At 66.4% G+C, this 16,149-nt stretch carries 18 protein-coding genes; 10 read left to right on the forward strand and 8 right to left on the reverse strand.

The genetic code is table 11. The annotated features are described in order from the left end of the window. Positions 1 to 85: 85 nt before the first annotated feature. Both ACSC1S_RS08825 and ACSC1S_RS08830 read right to left on the reverse strand, forming a co-directional pair. Entirely contained in the window at positions 86 to 1,507 is a 1,422-nt protein-coding gene (locus ACSC1S_RS08825; protein WP_435363991.1) for a zinc ribbon domain-containing protein, read from the reverse strand. Further along, positions 1,507 to 2,706, reverse strand: a complete 1,200-nt coding sequence (locus tag ACSC1S_RS08830) for a thiolase domain-containing protein (RefSeq protein WP_435363992.1) — start codon at positions 2,704 to 2,706, stop codon at positions 1,507 to 1,509. Before ACSC1S_RS08830 ends, ACSC1S_RS08825 begins: the two co-directional genes overlap by 1 nt. Positions 2,707 to 2,828: 122 nt before the next feature. Here ACSC1S_RS08830 and ACSC1S_RS08835 point away from each other — a divergent pair, with 122 nt between their 5' ends. Together ACSC1S_RS08835 and ACSC1S_RS08840 are read left to right on the forward strand one after the other, a co-directional pair. Next, positions 2,829 to 3,287, forward strand: coding sequence for a DUF5518 domain-containing protein (locus tag ACSC1S_RS08835; RefSeq protein WP_435318512.1), 459 nt, complete (start codon positions 2,829 to 2,831; stop codon positions 3,285 to 3,287). Positions 3,288 to 3,362: 75 nt separating this feature from the next. Then, a complete protein-coding gene (locus ACSC1S_RS08840) occupies positions 3,363 to 3,851 on the forward strand; it encodes a MaoC/PaaZ C-terminal domain-containing protein (RefSeq protein WP_435363993.1) in 489 nt (162 codons plus the stop codon). 19 nt (positions 3,852 to 3,870) lie between these two features. On the opposite strand, the gene ACSC1S_RS08845 is transcribed toward ACSC1S_RS08840, so the two are convergent. Together ACSC1S_RS08845 and ACSC1S_RS08850 are read right to left on the reverse strand one after the other, a co-directional pair. Next, positions 3,871 to 4,485, reverse strand: coding sequence for an HdeD family acid-resistance protein (locus ACSC1S_RS08845; protein ID WP_435363994.1), 615 nt, complete (start codon positions 4,483 to 4,485; stop codon positions 3,871 to 3,873). A 28-nt stretch (positions 4,486 to 4,513) separates the two neighbouring features. Beyond that, complete coding sequence (locus ACSC1S_RS08850) at positions 4,514 to 5,233, reverse strand: HdeD family acid-resistance protein (RefSeq protein WP_435363995.1); 720 nt, start codon at positions 5,231 to 5,233, stop codon at positions 4,514 to 4,516. 253 nt (positions 5,234 to 5,486) lie between these two features. Between ACSC1S_RS08850 and ACSC1S_RS08855 the strand changes: the two genes are divergently transcribed. Beyond that, positions 5,487 to 6,845 carry a metallophosphoesterase gene (locus ACSC1S_RS08855; protein ID WP_435363996.1) on the forward strand — a complete coding sequence of 453 codons (1,359 nt, stop codon included), beginning with the start codon at positions 5,487 to 5,489 and terminating at the stop codon, positions 6,843 to 6,845. Here ACSC1S_RS08855 and ACSC1S_RS08860 read toward each other — a convergent pair. Both ACSC1S_RS08860 and ACSC1S_RS08865 read right to left on the reverse strand, forming a co-directional pair. Continuing rightward, positions 6,805 to 8,490 (reverse strand): MFS transporter, encoded by a 1,686-nt coding sequence (locus ACSC1S_RS08860; RefSeq protein WP_435363997.1) that lies wholly within the window; start codon positions 8,488 to 8,490, stop codon positions 6,805 to 6,807. The genes ACSC1S_RS08855 and ACSC1S_RS08860 overlap by 41 nt on opposite strands. After that, entirely contained in the window at positions 8,487 to 9,074 is a 588-nt protein-coding gene (locus ACSC1S_RS08865) for an HdeD family acid-resistance protein (protein WP_435363998.1), read from the reverse strand. Before ACSC1S_RS08865 ends, ACSC1S_RS08860 begins: the two co-directional genes overlap by 4 nt. A gap of 148 nt (positions 9,075 to 9,222) precedes the next feature. Between ACSC1S_RS08865 and ACSC1S_RS08870 the strand changes: the two genes are divergently transcribed. The 4 genes from ACSC1S_RS08870 to ACSC1S_RS08885 are packed head-to-tail and all read left to right on the forward strand — an operon-like array spanning position 9,223 to position 12,372. Continuing rightward, positions 9,223 to 10,101, forward strand: coding sequence for an amidohydrolase family protein (locus ACSC1S_RS08870; RefSeq protein ID WP_435318519.1), 879 nt, complete (start codon positions 9,223 to 9,225; stop codon positions 10,099 to 10,101). A 56-nt stretch (positions 10,102 to 10,157) separates the two neighbouring features. After that, complete coding sequence (locus ACSC1S_RS08875) at positions 10,158 to 10,988, forward strand: VOC family protein (protein WP_435363999.1); 831 nt, start codon at positions 10,158 to 10,160, stop codon at positions 10,986 to 10,988. Between the two features lie 46 nt (positions 10,989 to 11,034). Then, positions 11,035 to 11,844 carry an alpha/beta fold hydrolase gene (locus ACSC1S_RS08880; RefSeq protein ID WP_435364000.1) on the forward strand — a complete coding sequence of 270 codons (810 nt, stop codon included), beginning with the start codon at positions 11,035 to 11,037 and terminating at the stop codon, positions 11,842 to 11,844. 45 nt (positions 11,845 to 11,889) lie between these two features. Then, on the forward strand, positions 11,890 to 12,372 hold the full coding sequence (locus ACSC1S_RS08885; protein ID WP_435364001.1) for an RDD family protein: 483 nt from the start codon (positions 11,890 to 11,892) through the stop codon (positions 12,370 to 12,372). A 13-nt stretch (positions 12,373 to 12,385) separates the two neighbouring features. On the opposite strand, the gene ACSC1S_RS08890 is transcribed toward ACSC1S_RS08885, so the two are convergent. After that, positions 12,386 to 13,150: an enoyl-CoA hydratase/isomerase family protein gene (locus ACSC1S_RS08890; protein WP_435364002.1), complete on the reverse strand. Its 765-nt coding sequence runs from the start codon at positions 13,148 to 13,150 to the stop codon at positions 12,386 to 12,388. A gap of 417 nt (positions 13,151 to 13,567) precedes the next feature. On the opposite strand from ACSC1S_RS08890, the gene ACSC1S_RS08895 reads away from it, so the two are divergent. Beyond that, a complete protein-coding gene (locus tag ACSC1S_RS08895; RefSeq protein WP_267639693.1) occupies positions 13,568 to 13,954 on the forward strand; it encodes a PaaI family thioesterase in 387 nt (128 codons plus the stop codon). A gap of 5 nt (positions 13,955 to 13,959) precedes the next feature. Continuing rightward, the gene (locus tag ACSC1S_RS08900; protein WP_435364003.1) at positions 13,960 to 14,469 is read left to right on the forward strand and encodes a hypothetical protein; all 510 of its coding nucleotides are present in this window, start codon (positions 13,960 to 13,962) and stop codon (positions 14,467 to 14,469) included. 1 nt (position 14,470) lies between these two features. On the opposite strand, the gene ACSC1S_RS08905 is transcribed toward ACSC1S_RS08900, so the two are convergent. Continuing rightward, a complete protein-coding gene (locus tag ACSC1S_RS08905) occupies positions 14,471 to 15,109 on the reverse strand; it encodes a helix-turn-helix domain-containing protein (RefSeq protein WP_435364004.1) in 639 nt (212 codons plus the stop codon). A gap of 91 nt (positions 15,110 to 15,200) precedes the next feature. On the opposite strand from ACSC1S_RS08905, the gene paaA reads away from it, so the two are divergent. Beyond that, the gene (gene paaA, locus ACSC1S_RS08910; RefSeq protein ID WP_261651464.1) at positions 15,201 to 16,145 is read left to right on the forward strand and encodes a 1,2-phenylacetyl-CoA epoxidase subunit PaaA; all 945 of its coding nucleotides are present in this window, start codon (positions 15,201 to 15,203) and stop codon (positions 16,143 to 16,145) included. Positions 16,146 to 16,149 lie beyond the last annotated feature (4 nt).

Genomic DNA, 16,149 nt, shown 5'->3' on the forward strand with positions numbered 1-16,149 from the left:
AGAACGGAACGGAACGCGGTCCGAGTCAGTCTTTCTGCGGTCTAATCTTGAAACTGCGGTTCACGAGGTGAACCGCGATTCAAAATCATCCCTGTGGTCTGATTTTGAATCCGTACCTCGTCACGCCCTCCTGCGTGTAGATGCGCCGAATCACCGTCTCGATGGTGTCCCCCACAGAGAGCGCGTCGGGAGCCGCGTCGGTCACCTGCGCAGGGGCACTCACCGACCCGTCCTTGGGCCCATCGAGTGCGACGACGGCGACCCCGAAGTCACCGGCTTTCCCCTGCTGCTCCGCGAACTCCGGGGGGGCACCGCCCTGCGAGATGGTCGTCAGGGCCTCGACCGTCCCCGTCCCGGCCAGTTCGACCGGGTCGTAGTCGGTCCGGGTGTTGCAGGCGTTGCAGGCTCCCTCCGGCGGGAAGTTGAGCGCCCCGCACTCGGGGCAGCGCCCGGCCTCGAGGCGGTAGCGCTGCGGGATGGAGCGCTTCCAGGTTGGGACCGAGACGTAGGCACCGCCGCCCGAGGGCGGGCCCGAGGTGACCTCGCCGCGCTGACGCAGGTACTCGGCGTAGCTGATGGGCTGGTCGCCGTCGAGCCGGAGCGAACTCGGCAGGCCGGACTCGCACTCGACGACGAAGGCGTCCGAGCCGGCACCGCTGCCGAAGCTGACGCCCAGAATCGTCTGCTGGTCGTCGGCCGCGAGCGCCTTCACGATGCCGAGCGGGACGCTGGCTGCGCCGGTGTCGCCGAGGTCGTGGACCGTGGCACAGGCCGCGATGGTGTCGGTGTCGACGCCGAGGCCACCCGCGACGCGGTACGGGAGCCGGCCGTCGGGTGACTGGACAGCTGCAGCATCCGGGGCGACCTGCCCGAGCTGGTCGGCCGCGCCGGTGACGACCTCGCGGAACGCCTTCCGGTCGTAGTTCGTCACGTCCAGCCCCTCGATGCGGTCGCTGCCGGTCTCCCGGAACCGGGTGCCCGGGTAGGGCGTCGCGTACTCGGCGCGGTCGGTGACATGCGCCAGGCCCTCGTCGACCACGACGAACGCCGCCGCCCCGGCCCCGGCGGCGTGGTCGACCGCGCCGTCCAGGTGCCCGCGCGGGCAGTCCGCGACGACGACGAGACCGATACCGTCGCCGACGTCCGAGTCGATGGCGTCGAGGAGTGCCTGTGTACCGGCGCGGGTGCTCCCCGAGTAGGAGCGCCTCGCTGCGGTCTCGGAGACGCCGAGCATCGCACCCAGCCGGGCGGTCAGGTCCTCCTCGGCGAGCGGGGGCGTCGAACTCGCGAACGCGAGATACGAGACCGCCTCACCGTGGGTGCCGTCGGCGTGCAGGGCGTCGCGGGCGACCTCGGCGGCCATCGTGAGCGCGTCCTCGTCCGCGCCCGCGACGGCCTTCTCCTCGATGCCGCCAGCCTCGAAGCGACCCCACGCCTCGGCGAACTCGTCGGCCGTGATGCGGAAGCGAGGTGCGTAGCCCGCGACCGCACGAATTCCGTTCGCCATCACGCGCTCACCTCCTCGCCCGCGGCGGCGTCAGGGGTCTCGCGCTCGAACAGGTGGACGACGGCGGCCCCGCCGCTCCCGCCGACGTTGTGGGTCAGGCCGCGGGTCGCGCCCTCGACCTGCCGGTCGCCGGCGCGGTTGGTGAGTTGCTTGAACGCCTCGACGACCTGTCCTGCGCCGGTCGCCCCGATGGGGTGACCCTTGGACTTGAGACCGCCGGAGGTGTTGACGACCACGTCGCCGCCGTAATCGGTCGCGCCGGAGGCGACGAGCTTGCCGGACTCGCCGGGTTCGCAGAAGCCGAGGTCCTCGTAGGCCATCAGCTCCGCGATGGCGAAGCAGTCGTGGACCTCCGCGAAATCCATGTCCTCCGGTCCCATCCCGGCCATCTCGTAGGCGGTCTCGGCCGCCATCTTCGACGCCGGGACGCTGGTGTAGGTGTCGCGCTGGAACAGCCCGACGCGGTCGGAGGCCGCGCCGACACCCGCGACCCGGACGCGCTCGTCGGTGAACTGGTCGACGACGTCCTCGCTGACGACGATGGCACAGGCCGCCCCGTCGGTCGTCGGACAGCAGTGGTACAGGTTCAGCGGGTCCGCGATGGTCGGCGCGTTCATCGCGTCCTCCAGCGAACACTCGAAGCCGAGCTGGGCGTGCGGGTTCATCGCGCCGTGGCTGTGGTTCTTCACCGCGACGTGGGAGAGCTGCTCCTTCGTCGTCCCGTGTTCTGCCATGTGTGCGCTGGCCATCTGGGCGTACACGCCCGCGAAGGTCGTCCCCGAGAGGCGTTCCCACTCGGTCTCGCCCGACACACCCAGCCAGTACTTCGTGGCGTCGCCGGACATGTCGGTCATTATCTCGACGCCGCTCGCCAGCACCACGTCGGCCATCCCGGACTTGACGGCCTGGACCGCCTGCCGGACCGCGTAGCCCGAGGCCGCGCAGGCGTTCTCGACCCGCGTCGTGGGCACGCCGTGGAGCCCGACGTGTTCGGTGACCGCCGGCCCGGCGAGGCCGAGCTGGCGGCCGCCGACGCCCAGTGTCCCGACGACCGCCTCGTCGAAGTCGTCCGCGTTGATACCGTGGTCGACGCTCTCGACCGCCGCCTCGAAGGCGGTCTCGAACAGCGACCGGTAGCTCTCGTCGGGAAACGAACCGTACTCTGACTGGCCCGCCCCGACGACGTACGCATCTCGCATACGGTTGCGTTCACCCGCCCACGTAAAATAGCCACCCCCGTCTACACGCGGGGGTGCTCACCCTCTGTGCCAACATGTGACTAGTACGTATCTTTATATTTCGAGGGGGAGATATGAACGATATGGCTCTCAATTTCGACGAGCGCAGTTCGGAGAACGGGTTCTGGATCAACGCGGCAATCGGGGGAATCGCCGCTATCGTACTGTCGTTCGTTCCCTTCTCGCCGGTCCTGGGTGGTCTCATCTCCGGCTACCTCGAGAAGGACACCCAACGCGGCGGAAACATCAAGATCGGGGCCGCGGCCGGGGTCATCTCGCTCATCCCGATGCTGTTCCTCGGCGTGTTCTTCGTCGGGTTCGGCTTCCTCGGTGCCCTCGGCGGGGCCGATGCGGCGATGGGCGTCGTATTCATGCTGTTCATCGTCGCCATCTTCGCCGTCATCGGCGCACTCTACACCATCGGTCTCGGCGCTGCCGGCGGCTTCCTCGCCCACGTCCTCTGGGAGGACGACTTCGAGCGCGCTCGCGGCCGCGGCAGCCAGGCCGGCTACGACGACATGGCCTACGAGACCCAGCACTGAACTGGCGGTAGCGCACAGAACGCCCGCGTGTAGACGGGGTACCATTTATACGGGCACCGGGTGAACCAGTCGGTCATGGTCTACAGTTACGAACCGCATTACTTCGAGGACATGGAAGAGGGAATGACGTTCAAGAGCGCCGGCCGGACCGTCACAGAGTCCGACTTCGTCTTCCACTCGATGTTCGCCGACGACTGGACCGAACTCCACACCAACGCGGAGTACTCCGAGGACGGCCCCTTCGGCGAGCGCATCGGCCACGGCCCCATGACGTTCATCCTGACGACCGGGATGGTCCAGCGCTGTGGCTTCGTCGAGCGCACCGTCATCGCGTTCCTCGGCATGAACTACATGGACGTCCCCAACCCGATGTTCATCGACGACACCATCCAGGCCGAGTTCGAGGTCACCGAGACCAAGGAGTTCGAGTCCCGCGACGACGCCGGTCTCGTCGTCATCGATGCCGAGACGACGAACCAGGACGGCGAGATACTGCTGCAGGGCGACATGAAGTTCATGTTCAAGCGCCGGGACTTCTACGGCGACAAGCCCGGTCACCCCTGAGCAGGACCGATTTCGATTCTTATCTCTCACCCGGCCGAGCAGCCGCTGCCGTCTCCTCCTGGAAGCCCGCCGGGGGCCTCGCGCCGAGCGCTAGCATGACCAGCGAGAGCCCGGTTACGGAGAGGGCGATACCGAAGACGAGGCCGATGGCCCAGGGTTCGGTCGCCGGGAGCCCCAGCCACAACAGGACCGCCGCGAGTATGGAGACGCATCCGGCGAGGATGGGCCACTGCCAGTTCGGGTCGCCGCGGATGGCGAGGCCGAGGACGAGTTGCGCCAGCCCGACGGCGAGGAACAGGCCGACGAGCAGGAGCCACAGCGACAGGAACCTGATGGTCGGGTTCACGAGGACGAGGATACCGAGTCCGGTGAACAGGACCGCGACGAGGCCCTGCCAGACGAAGCCCCGCCAGTTCGTCGCCGAGAACGCGTGGGCGACCTGGAGGACGCCCCCGGCGACGAGGATGGTCCCCAGCAGGAGTGCGAGCGACACGCTGCTCACGTGGGGGAAGACGATGGCGACCAGCCCGAACAGGACGAGCAGGCTCCCGACGAGCCACAGCGTCCGCCGGCTCTCGGCCAGCTCGGGGTGGTCGGCGTCCGTGGCGGGCTCGGTTGGTGCAGCAGTCGACATGGGTGGCTGGTGGTGCCGGTTTGCTCGCTCAGACGCCACCCGGCTTCGCGGTGGGCGGCGTGACTTCCCCAGCCTCGGCCGCCTCCTTCGCCCCGACAGCGAGCATTATCATCGAGAGGCCAGAGGCCAGGAGGTTGGCTCCGAAGAGGAGTCCCACGGCCCACGCGGCGGTCGAGGGCAGGCCGAGGAACAGCATGACCCCGACGAGGATGCCGAGGCCCCCACTGAACAGTAGCCAGCCCCAGTTCGGCTGTCCGCGGGTCTGCAGGCCCATCACGAGCTGGACCACGCCGCTCGCGAAGAAGTACCCGATGAGCAGGAAGGTGAGCGAGGCGAGGCCGAGGACCGGGTTCGCGAGGACCATGATTCCGGCGACCCCGTAGACCAGCGCGAGGATGGTCTGCCACAGGAAGCCCGTCCACTTCTTCGCGGAGAAGGCGTGGGCGATCTGGACGAACGCACCGACGACGAGCGCCGCACCGAACACCACCGAGAGGGAGAGGCTCGTGAAGATCGGGAACACGATAGCGAGGAACCCCAGTATCGCCAGCACGGCACCGACGGCTATCATGGTCGAGTAGGAGGACGCGATACCGGCCGCTTCCGGCGTCAGCTGCTCGGACTGGTCGAAGTCCATCGCTGCCGGGTCAGATTCCATCGGTGCCGACTCCGTCGCCATCTCGGGGGTCTCGGCCTCGGACGTCGTCTCCTCGTCCGGACGGTCTTCGGGAATATCGTCTGCACTCATGATTTAGTCGCCTCTCGTTACGGCATCGGGTCGTTTAGCTAATCTTCGGATTCGCCGAAGTGGTCACGTTCGCTGGCAGGTCGTGCAAGAGTAGTGAGCGAGGCCGCTCGACAGGTGGTGACGGCGTCCATCCCGAGTGCCCCGTTCATCGGAGACTCGCGGGTCCTGTGTCTCGTTAGTCTCCTCGGCCGAGCAGATAGTCGGGAAGACATCCAGTATTCGCTATGTCTACGGGCCCCGTACCTTTCGCACGATGGCCGAGGTGTATTACTTCATCAGCGACCTCCACATCGGGGGCGACGAGGAACTGCAGGAGTGTGCGTTCGAGCCCGAACTCATCGAGTTCCTCCAGACACTCGAAGCCACAGACGAGGACGCCGAACTCATCATCAACGGGGACCTGTTCGGGCTGTGGGAGTTCACCGAGCTCCAGGGGATGGCCAAGCTCGATTCGCTGGAGGCCCATCACGGGGACCTCTTCGAGCAGTTCCGACGGACGGGGGAGCACGTTCCTATCACGCTCATCCCGGGCAACCACGACGCCGAACTCGCGGGCTACCCCGAGTACGTCGAGCGCCTCGCCGAGTACAACATCGACCTCCAGAACGAGTTGCGCCTGGTCCGGCCAGTGGGCTCGAAGAAGCTCTGGATCGAACACGGCATGCAGGAGGACCCGAACAACCGGCTCCCACAGTTCGGGAACCCGTTCGCGAACCCGCTGGGGTACTTCGTCAACCGGCACATCACGGGGAAGGCGGGGCAGCTCTCCCGGCGCGGCCGGTACAACTGGCTCCGGGACATCCAGTCGGTGACGCCGATGGCCGACATCCCGTACTGGATGATATCGAACTACTACTACCGCGAGATGAGCCCGTTCCTCCGGTACGCCTCGGTGCCGTTCCTGTTGCTGTTCAACGTCACACTGCTCTGGCTGGCCGGTGCCACGCTGGAGCGCGTCGGTATCCTGAACACGAACGTCTTCACCAACCTCGACGTGTTCCGGGAGTTCGGTATCGTCGGCGACGTGTTCTACGTCGTCGTCCTCATCAACCTCGTCGTCATGGGCCTGCTCATCGCGCTCGCCATCCCGGCGTTCTTCCTGGGACGTGACGTCAAGCAGACGCTCCGGCGGTTCGGCCTCCTCAGCACCGAGCGAGCGGCCAGGGAGGAAGACGAGCACTACCGCGACGCGGCTCTCGACGTGTTCGCGTCGAACCCCGACGTCGTGGCGTTCATCTACGGGCACACCCACCGGCCGTCGTTGAAGCGGCTGGGGAATCGGGCCGTCATCAACACGGGGACATGGCTGAAGCAGTTCACGCGCATCTCGACCCGGTTCGGCGTTCTGCCACCGGTGTACCGGCCGTCGTACTGCCTGAACTACTTCCGCATCACCGCGGACGAGAATCGAATCGTCGTCGACTACGACGTCATCGAGAAGGAAGCCCCGAGCGAACTCACGCCGCTCCAGCGGTTCCTCGTCCGGTGGAAACACCCCGAGCGAGCGGTTCCCCCGCGGACCGTCCTCGAACCGGAGGAACCCCGGACGCTCGCAGAAGAGACACCCCCGGTCAGTCGTCAGCCCGGTCCGGGACGACGTCCGGAGGCGTAGGCTCGGCCGGTTGCACCTGCGATTTTCCGGTGGGCAGGAACGTGGAGGTCAGCCCGAGCAGGATGACGAACACGCCGACGAGCAGGACGGTGTTCCGGAACCCCTGTACCATGGCCTGCTCGACGATACCGTCCAGTGCCTGCTGCACCTCGATCGGGAGTTGTGCGAGGAGGGCCTGTCGCTCTGCCTCGGTCAGGAACTCGGTCGCATCCTGCAGCAGGACCACGAATTCTCGGCGACGGGCCGTCCCGACGCCGAGCCCGGCGCTGGAGAGAATCTGTTCGACGACGCTGCCATACGTCGCGGTGAGGAGGAACGACCCGACGACGGCCGTGCCGACCGAGGTCCCCAGCCAGTTCACCGCCATGCTGACGCCCGAGGCCTCCATCGTCTCCTCGGCCTCGACCGTCGAGAGGGTGAGATTGACGATGTTGGCGAGCACCAGCCCGATACCCACACCGACCAGGAGCAACGGGACGACCAGTTCCACGGTGGTCATCGCCATGCTGGTCACCACGAACAGCGCGGCCAGGCCAAGCGCGAGGACCCCCACGCCGAGTTGAATCAACCGCTTCCCGCCGACGGACTGGGTGAACTTCGCCGTGCCGATGGACACGACGAACACGGCGAGCGAGAACGGGAGGAGCGCGACCCCCGTGTCGAAGGCGGTGTACCCGAGGGCCCCCTGGAGGAACACCGGGAGGACGAACAGGATGCCGCCGAGGGCGATCCACGAGACGAAGTACGTCGAGAGTCCGGCGAGGTATCCCCCGTTCTCGAAGATGCTCGTCTTGACGAGTGGAGTCTCACCGCGCCGCTCGCGGGCGCGCTGCCAGTGGAGGAACCCGACCAGCAGCGAGAGTCCCGCCGCGACGAGTATCGGGGTCGGCGAGAGTCCGAGCAGGCCCAGTTCCACGCCAGCGACCGAGACCGGGCGAAGCGCGGCCCACCAGCCGTAGCGGCCGCTGAAGAGGACGCCGACGACGAGCGTGCCGAGACCGAGGACCGACAGTGCAGTCCCGACGACGTCGATTTCTGCCCCTTCCTCGGGCCGGTACTCGGCGAGTCGCGCCGCGAAGAAGAACGTCGGCACGGCGATAACGGCCTCCAGCGCGAACCCGAGCCGCCAGGTGAAGTAGGTCGTGAGCGTGCCCCCGAGAATCGGGCCAACCGCGGCTGCCCCGGCCAGCACCCCCGTGAGAACGCCGAACGCGAGGGCGCGCTCTTTCGGGTCGGTGTAGAGGATGGGCAACATCGCGTACGCGAGCGGGAGCAGGATGGCTGCGCCCAACCCCTCCAGCACTGACCACCCGAACAGGAGGGCGTAGATGTTCCAGCTCACTGCAGCGAGAACCGTGCCCACGCCGTAGATGACCAGTCCGATTCGGAACATCCGGCGGACGCCGTAGACGTTCCCCAGCTTCGCGCCGAGCATCATGAACGCGGCCATGACGAGCGCGTACAGCGAGATGGCTCCCTGGACCGCCGTGACGCTGGTGTCGAGGTCGGCGACGATGGCCGAGATGGCGACGGTCATCATCGTCGTGTCGATGACCGTGATTATCATCGCCGAGCAGACGACCGCGAGTGGTGTCCAGTGTTCGATGCGCTCACGGCGGGTCCCGGTCGGTTCTTCGCCCGTCATGCGTGCTTCTCACTCGGTATCTCGCCCGGTTCCCGGGTCGGCGTCTCGCGCAGTGCGGAGACGACCATCGACAGGCCGACGACCGTGATACCGGCCCCGTACAGCAACCCGAGCGCCCAGACCGCTCCACTCGGCCACTCGACGACCAGCAGCGTCGCGACGAACAGTAACAGGAACCCGGTCAGCAGGGACTCGCGACGGGCCGCCGCCGGTTTCGACACTGCACCCGCGACGCGGAGGAGCCCGGTCGCCGCGTACAGGATGGCGAACATGGTCGCGAGCCGAGTCTGGCCGAGGGGCACCAGCAAGAGCGCGATGCCCACGAGCATGTAGCCGATTGCCTCACCGAGCGTGGTGAGCCCGGTACGGAGCGAGTCCGCGACCTTCGCGTCGGCGACCAGGGCGATGCCGGCGGCGACGAGCACCACGCCGAGCCAGAGGCGGATGAGTCCGCCCGCGAGCGTCGGCATCGTCGCCACGAACACGCCGAGACCGACGACGATGATGCCGAACGCGAGTCGGAGCCGGCGGTCCTCGCTCGTCTCCGACGCCGGCTCCGGTGCAGCTGCAGTAGTGAGAGCCATAGTATTCTCCGCCAGAGATACGCACCAGACGCCAATAGGGGCGTTTGCAGGGTTTTCCGATAACTCACGCTGCTGGGGCGAGCCAGCCCGCGCGAGCACCGGGGGCACAACAGGGACGTTTTTCACGCTCCCGGTCGCAGGTTTTGCCATGAGTCTCCCGAGCGTCGTCGACACCGACGACCCGCGAATCATCGACACGCACGCCCACCAGCCGACAGAGGAGTTCCTCTTCACCGCCGGGGGCGAGATGATGCAGGACGCCGCGAAGCGCTTCGGCAAGGAGATGGTACCGAACTCCTACGAGGAGATGATCGAGGCGTACCACGAGGTCGGCATCGGCAAGGCCGTCCTGCTGGGCTGGGACGCCGAGACCAACACCGGGAACCCGCCGGTCCCGAACGAGTACGTCGCGGAGGTCCGCGACGAGTACGACGACTTCTTCGTCGGCTTCGGTAGCGTCGACCCGCTGAAGGACGACTGCGTCGAGGAGGCCCGGCGCTGTGTGGAGGACCTGGACCTCGTCGGCTTCAAGTTCCAGCAGATCGCACAGGGCTTCGACCCGAGCGACCCCGAGCACGACGAACTCTGGGACACCATCGAGGACCTCGGCGTCCCCGTCGTCTTCCACGGCGGGAACTCCACGTTGGGTGCCTGCGCCCCCGGTGGGCGCGGCCTGAAGATCAAGTACGGCGACCCGATGCTCATCGACGACGTGGCGGCCGAGCACCCCGACCTCCAGATTCTCATCGCCCACCCCGCGTTCCCGTGGGAGAAGGAGCAACTCGCCATCTGCCAGCAGAAGGGCAACGTGTACATGGACCTCTCGGGCTGGATGCCGGCGTACATCGACGACCAGGTGCTGCACTACGCGAAGACCCTGCTCAAGGACAAGGTCATGTTCGGGACCGACTACCCGATGCTCGACCCCCAGAAGTGGCTTCACCAGTTCGCCGAACTCGACTTCCCCGAGGAGGTCCAGCGCAAAATCCTCTGGGAGAACGCGGAGGAGTTCCTCGACCTGAACTGAGTCGCTGCCTCCTAACCGCACCAATCGCTTTTCTCGCTGGGGCACTCGCATAGCCCATGGACATGCGAATCGACCACGTCGCGACCGCGTGGACCGACCGCGACGAGGGTGAAGCTGCCTGTCGAGCCGTCGGCCTCCCGACCACGTACGGCGGCGAACACGCCGATGGCACGACCGACATGAGTATCGTCGGCTTCCCCGACGGGAGCTATCTCGAACTCATCACGAACACCGGCGAGGCGACGCCGAGCCGCTGGCCCGAGTTCATCGCGGGCGACGCCGGTCCCTGTGCGTGGTGTATCGAGACCGACGACATCCGCGAGTCGCTGCGCCGGTCGCTGGATGCGGGGTTACGCGTCGCTGGGCCGGACCGAGACGGTCGCGGACGTCCCGATGGGCTCCATGTCGAGTGGGAGACCGCGATACTCGGGGACACGCTCGGGCACACGCTCCCATTCCTCATCGAGGACCGGACGCCACGCCGGTACCGCATCACGCCGGACCCGGAACTCGCTGATGGCCCGCTCCTGGGGATCTCGGAGGTCGTCGTCCTGACGAAGGATGCCGCGGCACTGGCGCAGGACTTCGACCGGGCGTTCCGACTGGCCCAGCCCGAGACCGTCGACGCCGACGGCTTCGGGGCGACCCTTCACCGGTTCCCCGGCGCGGCGGTCGCACTCGCAGAACCCGAGGGGAACCGCCTCGGCGGGCGGCTCGGCGACTTCGGTCCGGCTCCATGTGCCGTCCTCGTCGAGACGGACGACCTCGACCACGCCCAGGACGCGTTCTCGCTCGCAGATCCGGTCCGGTGGGGTGACGACCGGGTTGCGTGGTTCGACCATCCGCGACTGGAGCGACGGCTGGGCGTCGTCGAATACGCACACTGAGTCCGGAGTCCGACCGTTTTTCGCGACCCGGTTCCAAGGCCAACCCGTGTTTCCCCCGGTCGAGACAGGAACCCTCGCGAACCACCCCGCCGTCAGCACTGGTGACGGTCCCCGCATACTCCTCGTGATTCCCGGGCTCAATGACCCGCTGCACACGGTCGGCGACTCGTGGTGGTTCCCGCGACTGATGGCGCTCTATCTTCAGAGATACGCCGATACCCACACCGTCTACATGGTCAGTCGCCCGCACGGCATTCCGGCGGATGCGACGGTGGCGTCGATGGCTCGCGGGTACGAAGCCGTCCTCGACGAACTCGACGCCGAGTCGACCCCCGTGGACGTTCTGGGCCTGTCGATGGGCGGCTTCCTCGTGCAGGCACTCGCCGCCGCAGACGACCGGGTCGACCGGGCGGTGCTCGGGCTCTCGGCGGCGACGTTGAGCGAGAACGGCCGCGACATCGTCCAGCGGTGGCGGGCATGGGGCGAGCGTGGGCAGTGGGGCCCCATCTACCGCGAGGCGTACGCCATCGTCGCGGATGGACTGCTCGCCCGGTGCCTGCAGGCCGGCTCCGCGGGGTACGACCTGCTGTTCGACCCCGAGAATCCGGCTGACTTCCTCGTCTCCGCCGATGCCTGCCTCGACTTCGATGGGACTGCCTCCCTCGCCCAGATGGACTGCCCGACCCTGGTCGTCGGAGGCGACGAGGATGTGTTCTTTACCGCCGAAGACTACCGCGAGACGGCTGCGGCGCTCCCCGACGGAACGCTGGTGATGCTCCGTGGGGCGGGCCACGAGTCGGTCATCGAGCATCCGGGCGAGTTCGACGGGAGCATCAGGCGATTTCTCTCGGCCTGAAACCCACCAGTCGAATTTATTATCTCACTTATCGTATCAACAGGAATGACTGAAACTATCGAGAAGACGCTGCACCTCGCGAAGTGGGAGACGAGACTGGGCGCGTGGCTCATCGACGTGGTCCTCGTGAGCGTCGTCTTGAGCGTGTTCGACGAGTTCCTCGTCGGCTTCCCGTCGCTCCTCTCCGTCGAGTTCGGAACCATCGGCAGCTTCGGCATGTTCGCCGGTACCAACGGCTTGGCCCTGTTCGTCTACTGGACGCTCTCGGAGGGCATCTGGGGGCAGTCCGCCGGGAAGACGGTGTTGAACCTCAGGGTGACCGACCGGCGTGGGAACCACCCGGACTTCCTCGCGGCCGCGGTCCAGGCGTTCGGGAAGGCGTTCTTCCTGCCCATCGACTGTCTCGTCGGCTGGCTGGCGATGGAGGGGCAGAAACTTCGACTCACGAACCGCATCTCGAACACCATCGTCATCTCGATCCCGGCCGAGGAACCCGAGGGCGTCGAGTACGTGATTCCAGAGGAGTGACCCGGTTTCCGGCTCAGTCCCACTCCGCGTCCCGGCCTTCGAGGAACGCGTCGACGCCCTCCTCGTGTTCGTCCGACATGTACGCCTGCACCTGCATCATGTTCTCGTAGTCCAGCGCCTTCCGCCAGTCGTTGTCGAGGTTCTCGTGCATCGCCTGCTTGGTCATCCCGATGGTCCGGGTGGGCCGGCGCGAGAGCTTGCCGACCATCTCGTCGACGGCCTCGTCGAGGTCCTCCTCGGGGACGGCCTCGTTCACGAGGTCCATCTCTGCTGCTTCCTCACCGTCGAAGAACTCGCCGGTGAATGTCAGTCGCTTCGCGGTTCGCAGACCCACCAGTCGCGGCAGGGTGAACGTCGCGGCCGTGTCCGGAATGAGGCCGACGCGGATGAACGCACAGGAGAACGTCGCGTCGGGGACCGTGTACGCGAAGTCCGCGGCCGCGACGAGGGCCAGGCCCGCGCCCACGCAGTCGCCGTTGACCTTCGCGACGATGGGGACGTCGCAGTTCAGCATCTCCGCGGCCGCGCGGTTGAACGTCTCCGCGACGCGCTCGTAGGCCTCGCGCGGGCCCTCCTCACGCTCTTTCATCGCCATGATGTCCCCACCCGCGGAGAAGGCCGGGTCGTCGCCCGTGATGACCACCGCGTCGTGTTCGACGGGGTCGGCCTCGGCGACGGCCTCCGCGAGTTCCTGGGCGACCTCCAGGTTCATCGCGTTCATGACGTTCGGTCGGTCGAAGGTGATGGTACGTACGCCGTCCTCGTCCTCGATGCGCATAGTTGTTGAACTTTCCCGGGGTGCTTAATTGTTGGTCATAGCCGGGCTGTGGCCGTGACTGGTGAAGTCTACGGCCCACCAGCTCGGTGGTCGGCCGCGACGCTGTAGAGTGCCGTCTCCGCGGGAATAGAACGGTCGGGACACACAGCCACACCTCGTGGGTGTTGGTGCGTCAGGAAGGGGGTTGGGGGGAGTATGGGGGTGGCGACAGCGGTTCGCTGTGAAATCGCCATCTAATCGTATGTCGGGAAAGGGTGTAACCGTTGATTCTAATCTGTATGTACCTCCGAGAACCACACTCTAATATATTAGAGTCAAAATCGTGGGATTCGGTGCCATGCCCTGAGGGCACAAGGTCAGCGGCGCGCGTTGCATGGGTCACGAACGGTTAAGGGGATGCCCCGAGCAGACCCGGACATGGATATCGAGGAGTTCTTCGAGACGATGCCGTTCGCCGACCTGCTCGGCGTCGATGTGACCGAGGCCGAGGACGGACACGCGGAGGGACGCCTGGAGATGCGCGAGGACCTGTCGTGGAACGCCGACCAGCTGATGGCCCACGGCGGCGTGACGTTCACACTCGCGGACACCGTCGGCGGTGCCGCACTGGTCTCGCTGGTCGACCAGCCGGTCCCGACCATCGACATGCGTATCGACTACCTCGCGGCCGGGACGGGCGACCTCTACGCCGAGGCCGACGTGGTCCGGTGCGGCAAGAACGTCGGGACCGTCGACGTGGACGTGTACGCCGCGGACGACGACACGCTGATCGCTGACGCGAGAGGCGTGTACAAGACGGGCTGAGTGGGATGGTTCGCTGGTGGGACCACATCGACACGAGTGACGTCGCCCGCCAGCTGCTTGTGGTCGGATTCCACTCGACGGCCTACGTGGTGCTCTTCTGGACTGCCGTGGTCGCTGGTGAGTTCACCGTCGACCGCCTCGCCCTCGTCCCCTGGGTGTACGGACTGGTCGTCTCGTTCCGGATGACCTACCGGCTCGATGCGATCGTCGCACCCGAGGCGTCAATCGGCCAGTTCCTCCGTAACTCGGTCCAGTGGGTGTTCGTGTTCCCGGTGGCAATTCTGGTGGGGAACGTCCTCGTCACGATGGGACTCGCCATGGCGATTCGAGACCCGGGACTCGACGGGGTTCCGATCGTCAGGACGTTCGCCGAGCAGTGGACCGCGCTGTACGTGAGTGGGCTCTCGACCCTCATCCTGTACGCCTCGGTCATCTGTGCAGTTGCCGCGGGACTGGGTATACTGGTGCGAATCGCGCAACGCGCGACTGCCGACTGGCTCCGGCCGGGGCAGTGAGTTACTCGAACACCTGCGCGAACAGCGCCGACTGTCCCCGGCGCAGGCGTTCGAGGAACGCGGACTTGCTGATACCGATCGCGTCGGCGACCTCGCTGGCGGTCACATCGCGAGGGACCTCGAAATAGCCCATCTCGTTGGCGGCCCGGAGCGCCTCCTCCTGTGCGGGGGTGAACCCCCAGCGCCGGGCGACCACCTCGTCGTCCTCGCTCCCGAGCGGGTAGATGCGTTCGAGGGTGACACCGACGGTCTCACCGGCGGCTTCCAGCACCCCTTCGAGGACGTCGTACCCGACGACGGCACCGGTGTAGGTCTCGACCCCGTCCCGGTATCGCAGCGATTCGGCCATGAACCCGGCGTCACAGAGTGTGTGGACCACGCACGGGTGTTTCGAGAGACACCGCAGGTTCACCCGGTCCTCGGTGTGCGAGGCGTGCAGGTAGCGGATTCGATCGTCTGCATCGAGCGCCTCGGCGAGGGCTGGGTCGTCACCCGCCGAGAACCGCAACAGGGCGTTCCCGTCGCTGCGGCGCTGTGGGGGCCGCGCGTCGACGACGCACCCGGTCTCACGGGTGGCGTCAGCCAGGGGACAGTCGTCGCCGGTGACCCTGAACTCGACGACGAGACACTCGTCTATCACACGTATCAGATGGGCCCACCAATACTTAAGTCCCGTGTATGGGCGGGTGAACCGGTTTGTTACTGGGGTCGTTAATTCTGGATGAACGACCATGGACATCGAGGAGGTCAAAGCACGGGCCGGACCCCGGGAGTTCAGCCCCAAGGACGACATGCCAGAGGAGTATCGGAAAGCTGCCACACGGATGATCCAGTTCCACGCGAACTCGGAGATCATGGGTGCCTACCTGGAGCGCCCGTTCATCCGCCAGGCACCGAGCCTGGACCGCAAGCTCGCCTGCAGCGCGAAGGTGCAAGACGAGATCGGTCACGGCCAGCTGCTCTACCGCGCTGCCGAGTCCCTCGGCATCAAGACGCGCGACGAGATGCTCGACGAACTCGCAGAGGGCAAGGGGAAGTTCCTGAACTGCTTCCACTACCCGATGGAGTCGTGGGTCGAGACGCCGATGATCGCGTTCTTCGTCGACGGTGCCGCCATGCGCCGCCAGGCAACCCTGAAGTCCACCTCGTGGGAGCCCTACGCCCACGCGATGGACAAGGTCTGCTTCGAGGAGGGCTTCCACGTCAAGCACGGTGAGGCCATCCTCTACGAGCTGATGACCGGCTCGAAGAAGGAACAGGAGCTGACCCAGGAGGCCTTCGAGCTGTGGTGGCCCCGCATCATCCAGTTCTTCGGCCCCACCAACGACAAGTCGACCCACCACGGGTTCGCGAGCGAGGTCGGCCTGAAGCAGATGTCCAACGACGAGCTCCGGACCGCGTTCCTCAACGCGTACATCCCGAAGGCCGAGAAGTACGGCCTCGAGATTCCGGACGAGCCGCGCATCAACAAGCTCGACGACGGCAGCTACGAGGTCGTCGAGGAGGACCTCGACTGGGACGAGTTCTTCACCATCGCGAAGAACGACTACGACGGCAGCCACGAGCAGATCAACGGCCGCCAGAAGGCCCAGGAGGCCGTCGAATGGGTCCGTGAATCGATGGACAAGCACGAGAGCCGCGTCTACGGTGGCTCGCAACCGCAGGCGGCCGACTAAGAAC

It is taken from the genome of Haloarchaeobius pelagicus (assembly GCF_051207375.1).
Lineage (GTDB): Archaea > Halobacteriota > Halobacteria > Halobacteriales > Natrialbaceae > Haloarchaeobius.

Bases quoted from the DNA above. Each gene is read 5' to 3' on its own strand.
- ACSC1S_RS08865 (WP_435363998.1), bottom strand. From the start codon at position 9,074: ATGGCTCTCACTACTGCAGCTGCACCGGAGCCGGCGTCGGAGACGAGC.
- ACSC1S_RS08850 (WP_435363995.1), bottom strand. From the start codon at position 5,233: ATGAGTGCAGACGATATTCCCGAAGACCGTCCGGACGAGGAGACGACG.
- ACSC1S_RS08855 (WP_435363996.1), top strand. From the start codon at position 5,487: ATGGCCGAGGTGTATTACTTCATCAGCGACCTCCACATCGGGGGCGAC.
- ACSC1S_RS08860 (WP_435363997.1), bottom strand. From the start codon at position 8,490: ATGACGGGCGAAGAACCGACCGGGACCCGCCGTGAGCGCATCGAACAC.
- ACSC1S_RS08900 (WP_435364003.1), top strand. From the start codon at position 13,960: ATGGTTCGCTGGTGGGACCACATCGACACGAGTGACGTCGCCCGCCAG.
- paaA (WP_261651464.1), top strand. From the start codon at position 15,201: ATGGACATCGAGGAGGTCAAAGCACGGGCCGGACCCCGGGAGTTCAGC.
- ACSC1S_RS08830 (WP_435363992.1), bottom strand. From the start codon at position 2,706: ATGCGAGATGCGTACGTCGTCGGGGCGGGCCAGTCAGAGTACGGTTCG.
- ACSC1S_RS08870 (WP_435318519.1), top strand. From the start codon at position 9,223: ATGAGTCTCCCGAGCGTCGTCGACACCGACGACCCGCGAATCATCGAC.
- ACSC1S_RS08845 (WP_435363994.1), bottom strand. From the start codon at position 4,485: ATGTCGACTGCTGCACCAACCGAGCCCGCCACGGACGCCGACCACCCC.
- ACSC1S_RS08895 (WP_267639693.1), top strand. From the start codon at position 13,568: ATGGATATCGAGGAGTTCTTCGAGACGATGCCGTTCGCCGACCTGCTC.
- ACSC1S_RS08875 (WP_435363999.1), top strand. From the start codon at position 10,158: ATGGACATGCGAATCGACCACGTCGCGACCGCGTGGACCGACCGCGAC.
- ACSC1S_RS08840 (WP_435363993.1), top strand. From the start codon at position 3,363: ATGGTCTACAGTTACGAACCGCATTACTTCGAGGACATGGAAGAGGGA.
- ACSC1S_RS08890 (WP_435364002.1), bottom strand. From the start codon at position 13,150: ATGCGCATCGAGGACGAGGACGGCGTACGTACCATCACCTTCGACCGA.
- ACSC1S_RS08835 (WP_435318512.1), top strand. From the start codon at position 2,829: ATGGCTCTCAATTTCGACGAGCGCAGTTCGGAGAACGGGTTCTGGATC.
- ACSC1S_RS08825 (WP_435363991.1), bottom strand. From the start codon at position 1,507: ATGGCGAACGGAATTCGTGCGGTCGCGGGCTACGCACCTCGCTTCCGC.
- ACSC1S_RS08885 (WP_435364001.1), top strand. From the start codon at position 11,890: ATGACTGAAACTATCGAGAAGACGCTGCACCTCGCGAAGTGGGAGACG.